The following is a 7,061-nucleotide window of genomic DNA, read 5'->3' as shown; positions in this document are numbered from 1 at the left end:
TGGACAGAAGCAGACCTTAATGTGGGTTCGCAGACGGCCTATGAAGAAAAGATAGTCCCTATCCCTTCAAACATTCCAGTTGGACTGAATGTCCATATCGCGTTTGTGGTCATCAACACCCAAGCCGGTGCATCGCCAAGCGGAGATGCCTGGTTTCTGGACAACATCAGGGTTATGGAATCCTGCCAGAAAGTAAGTCAGACTAATTTTTCAGCAAACAATATCACGTCAAGTGGTGCCAACCTAGCCTGGACGCACCCAACGGCATTTGATTTTCAGATTCAGGTTGTAACGCAGGGAACGGCACCGGCAGCTACCGGCATCAGCGTACAGAATTCTTATGCAGCGGGTTCGCTTGATGCGGATACCGCTTATGACGTATATATCAAAACGGTATGTGACGCCGATACGGCGAGTGAATGGGCAGGACCCTTTCCATTCAGGACAAAAAAAATGGGATTGTCATGTGCTTCTCCAATCGTAATTCCGGTGACTACGACACCTTATGTTCTGTCGAGCAACCTTAACCTTTTTGCAGACAACCCGACGAGCTATACGACCCAGGGTTCGGGGTGTCTCCCAGCCGGAGTTACAGGTAATTTTCTTAATGGAGCAAAAGCCTTTTTCTCCTATACGCCTACACAAAACGGATTGCTGAATATCAAACAGATGACGCTTCCGTCTTCACCGGGTTCCGGATGTTTTGGTAATGCCATTACTGGCGTATTCGTTTATGACAATTGTAGTACTGTAGGGGTGAGTTGCCTTGCAGGATTAAATACAACAGCTACAAGTGTGCCGAAATACATAACTAATTTATATGTACAGGCTGGTCATACTTACATTATCGTAATTTCTTCAACATTAGCAGCATCAACAAGTATCTGCTTTAATTTTGAATTGAGTTTTTCAAGCTGTGGGGCACCGGGTGTATTCACCTATAAAAACCTACTTCAGAATAGTGTTACATTTTCCTGGGATAATGTGGCCAATCTGGCAAGCTCATGGGAATATGTGGTACAGCCTGCAGGAGCGGGTGTTCCAACAGGTCCCGGAACAATTACCAATACCAATATTGATAATTTAATCAATACAGGATTGGCAGCCGGTCAATCGTATGACCTGTATGTTCGATCCGTATGTGGAGCTACAACAGGAGAATGGGGAATACCGTATCGGTTTACGACACAATGCGCCGTTTTTAATACGCCTTACTCTACAGCATTTAATGGAACATCGACAACAGTTTCAGAACCATGCTGGACAGCTATTGATGTGAACAGAGATGGACAAAGATGGTCTTATTTGGCAGGTTATGCTACTATGCAGACAAATACCTTCCAAAATAATAATAATGATATGTTTGTTTCTCCTCAGATTAATTTCAACGGGACACAGAAACGACTACGATACAAACATCAGGTTGTAGGTGGAGTTGCCAGTTATGGAATTAGGATTTCGACTACAGGTGTAGGAGCAGATAACTTTACGACAGTACTGCTTCCGGATACGCCAATTACGAATACGGCCTGGCAAGAGAAAATAATCAATATTCCGGCGAACATAACAGGCAATGTAAATATTGCATGGGTTGTCGTTCCCGGCTCAGGGCATACTGCAACCAGAATCTCAATTGACGATGTGTTTATTGAAGACAAACCGGCATGTCCTGACCCGTTAGGACTTGCGGCGAACAATGTTACTACCTCGCAAGCCCAATTATCATGGACTGCAGGTGATACGGAATCGCAATGGCAGGTTGTAGTACAGCGCAAGGATACAGGCATCCCAACAGGAAGCGGAGTGCTTGTCAATACACCTCAATATACAGCAGACCAGCTAACCCATGCTACCCAATACGAATATTATGTACGAGCCTACTGCTCGTCCACACAGCAGAGCAATTGGGTAGGACCATTCTATTTTACAACGGTTTGTGGTGTTTTTGATACGCCTTTCCATGAGAATTTCGATACTGCAGATGTGAACAATCACAGATCGTGCTGGACTATTACGGATGCGAATGCTGATGGAACTACTTGGCGTTTAGATCCTACATTTGCGGCAATTCAGGGTAGAACTTTTCCTTTCCCTACGGCATCCTACAACGACTGGCTTATTTCACCAGCAATTAATGTTGTAGGAACAAAAACCTTAAAGTTCAAATATAGATCAGCTTTGGGACCCATGTTTCCAAATCCTAGATTTGGAGTAGAGGTTTTGATGTCGACTACAGATAGGAATCCGGCAAGCTTTAGCGTCATCATGCCGCTGATGGATTTTACCAATACCGATTTTATTGAGAAATCACTTTACATCAATGCCAACGGACCGGTTTATATTGCCTTTAGGGTACCGCCATCATTTTCGACAGCCGGAGGTACGTCCGTTTTACAGATTGATGATGTGAAGGTTGAAGATGCTCCGGCATGTCCAAATCCATCTGAACTTAAGGCTGCTAATATTACGCAAACCTCGGCCGTATTGTCCTGGACTAAAGGATATCTGGAAACACAATGGCAGGTTGTGGTACAGAATGCAGGTTCGGGAATCCCTACCGGAAATGGTCAGCTGACAAGCACCAATACGGCTTATGCTACAGGGACAACGCTACAACCAAACACGCAATACGAATATTATGTAAGAGCCTATTGCAGTGCTTCAGAACAGAGCCAATGGGTAGGGCCTTTCAAATTTACCACACTATGTAATGCCTTTACGACACCGTTTGTTGAGACATTCGATCCCGGATCGGTATCAGAAGAATGCTGGCGGGTAGTGAACGGCAATGCCGATACTTTTGCATGGAACCTGAATAACACGCTAAACCCATATGAAGGGGAGCATGCGGCAATGATATTTACAGGTTCTAACGGTAATAATGACGACTGGTTGATTTCACCAACCATAACCGTAAGGCCTGGCCAGCGCCTGCGCTACTACTACAGGGTACTTTGGGGCGAAGATTTCAAGGAAGATCTTACAGTAAAATTGTCTACAAACGGAAATGAACTTAGTCAATTCACAACTATATTATATGATGTCAGTTATGAAAGTGTACCGCCTTTGAACAATTCGGAATGGAAGGAAAAAGTAATCAACCTTCCTGCAGGTGTTACAGGAGATATCAATATAGCTTGGCATATCCCACAAAAAACTCCTAATGCATGGGGCTATAGAGGACAATTATTGGTGATAGATAAGGTAGTCATAGAAGACATACCAACATGTCCTGTTCCTAATAATCTTGCAGTAACTGATATTATCGATACATCGGCCAAAATTTCATGGGATGCAAACGGAACAGAAACTTCATGGGACGTTTACGTACAGCCGGCAGAATTGCCTGCTCCTGTTGGAGATGGCGATGCGCAATACCTGCACAATACGACAACGAATCCATACACCGTGACAGGTCTTACGCCTGCCGTACGATACGAATACTATGTAAGAGCGGTATGTAGCGCTTCACAAGACAGCGAATGGGTAGGACCATTTGAATTCACTACAAGATGCAGTTTTGAAAACCTTTGTGAATATACCATTACCCTAAGTGGCGGTACTTCATCAGGAGTTGGTGGTGGAATAAATCTGGTACAGAATGGAGTTATAGTCCAAAGTATGGTCTTTCCATCCGGACCTTTTGGTCAGGTTCCCCCTCCGGTAGATTTTACAGTATTCTTATGTACGGGAGTGGAATTTTCGTTATGGAATGATGCAGGAAATGAATGGCAGTTTACTACTGCGCGTGTACAAATTAAGGATGACTCAGGAAATGAGGTTTGGATAGGAGGCATAGGACTATCTGACTCAAGAATTTATACGGGAGTAGCAACATGCGGACCGGTTACTTGTCCGCAACCAACCAACTTAACGGTAAACTCTACGGGAGTACTTTCCTGGACGGCAGGAGGCAGTGAAACCCAATGGGAAGTAGCCGTACAGCCAATGGATAACAATACCTTGCCACAAACCGGAACACTGGTAACCACTAATTCCTATACGCCCCAGACTTCTGATTTTGCAGATTTGAAAGCAGGAACTTATGAATTCTTTGTAAGGGCTGTCTGTGGCACGAATAACACCAGCTACTGGTCGGGACCTCACAAATTTGTAAGAAACGATGATGCTTCCAAAGCAGTGGTGGTACCTGTAAATGCAGGCACATCCTGTGAGCAGTCTGCTATCAAGGCAAGTTTTATAGGAAGTACAGCCTCATCGGAACCAATGGCATGTACAGGCGTGAACAACGGAGATGTCTGGTTTGAATTTGTTGCCGCTTCAAAAGTACACGTACTGGAATTGGGTAACTTCTCTGCAAAAGGAAGGTATCAGCAAGGCTACACACCGGATGTGGTGGCACCAAAAATTACCCTGACACTATACAAAGTCAATGGAACATCTTTAGAACAACTAGCCTGTACATACAATAATGCCATCGTAATGTCGTATAGGGCAGAAGTAGAACCGGGAGCTACCTACAAGGTAAGAATGACCCTGAACGATACGGCTCCTAATATCTGTACATTCGATGTATGTATCACAACACCTCAGGACCTTTGTAATTTAGATATTGTGAACGGCGGTTTTGAAAGACCGGAAGCTAATTTCGGATTGGGGAACTTCATTCCTCAGAATATAGTTCCGGGATGGAGAACCAATGCCATAGAAGACCCAACATCATCGCTTTATAACGAATTTTTCTTTGGCAATGCCAGTGGAATAGACGGCTATATGCCTTATGAAGGAGGTCAGGTTATCCAAACGCTTTCACCAGACCCGGCACCAACCACGCTTGACAATGTGAGAGGCGTTTATCAGGACCTTGACAGTTCAGAGATTACACAGTTCAAATACAGCTATGCCCATGCAACAAGGGGCAGCAACGTTACGTTAGAACTATTGGCAGGCCCACCTTCGGGACCATTCGTATTGCTTGAACAACATCCGGGTATACTTACATGGAACTTCTATGAAGGAACCTATAATGTCCCTGCAGGACAGAACGTAACCCGTTTTGTTTTCAGATCGAAAGACAATGCTGGAGGTAATCTTTTGGATGCGGTATCTATTGTCGCCAATACGGCCATAAACACAGAACCTGTTACACTTGCATGCCATGAAACGGCTACACAGCTTGAAGCAGAAGGTGTTGGAACATGGGTGGCTGACGAAAACAACCCGGCACAAGTGATTATTGCGAGTCCAAATAGCAAATCCACAGCAATTTCAGGATTCAATACACCAGGGGTATACACTTTCAAATGGAAAACAAGATACTGTGAGAAAAGCGTAACAGTTACTTACAACGGATTCAGTGATGTACCAACAGTTGTCACTCCTGTGGAATACTGTCGTAACGCAGTAGCACAACCTTTGGCAGCTACACCAACAGAAAACTATACGTTAAAATGGTATACAGACGAAGTAGGCGGAACAGGAACAACAACAGCTCCAACTCCGGAAACAACTACAGTAGGAACAACAACATACTACGTAAGCAATGTTGATGTAAACGGCTGTGAAGGACCTAGAGTAGCAATAACCGTAACAGTAAATGAAAGAACTACTGCAGAAGTAGGCTTCAGTTATGATAATGGTACTTACTGTACTTTAGGAACGAACCCGGTAATCACAAAAAATCCTGGCTTTGCAGCAGGAGGAACTTTTGAGGCGACGCCAAACGGACTAGGAATTGATACGACAACAGGAGAAATTGACCTAAGTGCGAGTACAGCAGGAACTTATATAGTGAAATATGTTGTAGGGAATGTTGGATGTATAGATGGCGGAAACCATGAGGTGACCATCACAATTAATTCAGGCACGGCACCAACGGTAGGTTTTACCTACGAAACTCCTGTATGTTCGAACAATGCCAATCTTTTACCGCAATTGCCTTCTGGCTTTACTACTGGCGGTGAATTTTCATCAGGAACTCTTTCTGTAAATGCACAGACTGGAGAAATAGATATGGCAACGGCAACAGTCGGGCTTCATACAATAACCTACAATCTGGACGCAGATGCAACTGCATGTATAAATGCAGGAAGTCAGACTTTCCAGATTCAGATAGACCAGAATATTGTGCCTGTAACAGGATTTACTTATCAGACTTCGTATTGTAAGGCTGAAGTTAATCCATTGCCAACACTGGCTCAGGACTTCTACACAGGAGGTACTTTTGAAGCAACCGGAGGTTTAATTATTAATGCAACAACCGGAGAAATTGATTTGGCGAATAGCCCGGCCGGAGAATATGATATTACATATACTGTTACGCAATCAGGCTGTAATGTAGGAGGAACCCATACAGAAAGCATTACAATCAATGCTTTGCAAACTCCGCAAGTAGCATTTAGCTATACTAATGCCTGTACAAATTCAGGTACGAATCCTTTGCCAGTATTGCCGGCAGGATTTACTTCCGGAGGATCATTTGCTTCTAATACACTTACAGTAAACCCTACAACAGGAGAGATTAACCTTGCTGGAGTTACTCCAGGCACTCATCAAATTACGTATACGTTAGTTGGTGATAACATAACTTGTACTGATGATGGACAATTTACTGCAACTATTGTATTAGAAAATGGAATCAATCCGGTAACAGGATTTACTTACCAGCCTTCTTATTGCAAAGCAGGAACAAATCCATTACCTACATTGGCTCAGGACTTCTATACGGGAGGTACTTTTGAAGCAACCGGAGGTTTGGTTATTAATGCAACAACCGGAGAAATTAATTTGGCGAGCAGCCCGGCCGGAGTTTATACGATTACGTATAAGGTTGAACAATCAGGTTGTAACTCAGGTGGAATCCATACCGAAAATGTTACAATCAATGCTTTGCAAACTCCACAAGTAACATTTAGTTATACGAATGTTTGTGCAAATTCAGGTACGAATCCTTTACCGGTATTGCCGGCAGGATTCACCCAGGGAGGTACTTTTACTTCTGCTACGATTACGGTAAATCCAACAACTGGAGAAATTAATCTGGCCGGAGCCACTGTAGGAACACACCAGATTAAATATACCTTGACGCAAAACATAGGTAC

The 7,061-nt window shown here is 43.7% G+C and carries 1 protein-coding gene; it reads left to right on the top strand.

Going from position 1 to position 7,061, the window contains the following annotated elements:
* Positions 1 to 7,061: choice-of-anchor J domain-containing protein (locus tag ASG38_RS06795; protein WP_200937030.1), on the top strand; the 7,061-nt coding region annotated here is incomplete at both ends.

This window comes from Flavobacterium sp. Leaf359 (genome assembly GCF_001423985.1).
GTDB lineage: Bacteria > Bacteroidota > Bacteroidia > Flavobacteriales > Flavobacteriaceae > Flavobacterium > Flavobacterium lindanitolerans.
The sequence above is the reverse complement of the archived record's forward strand: the minus strand, read 5'-3'. Positions and strand labels throughout refer to the sequence as shown.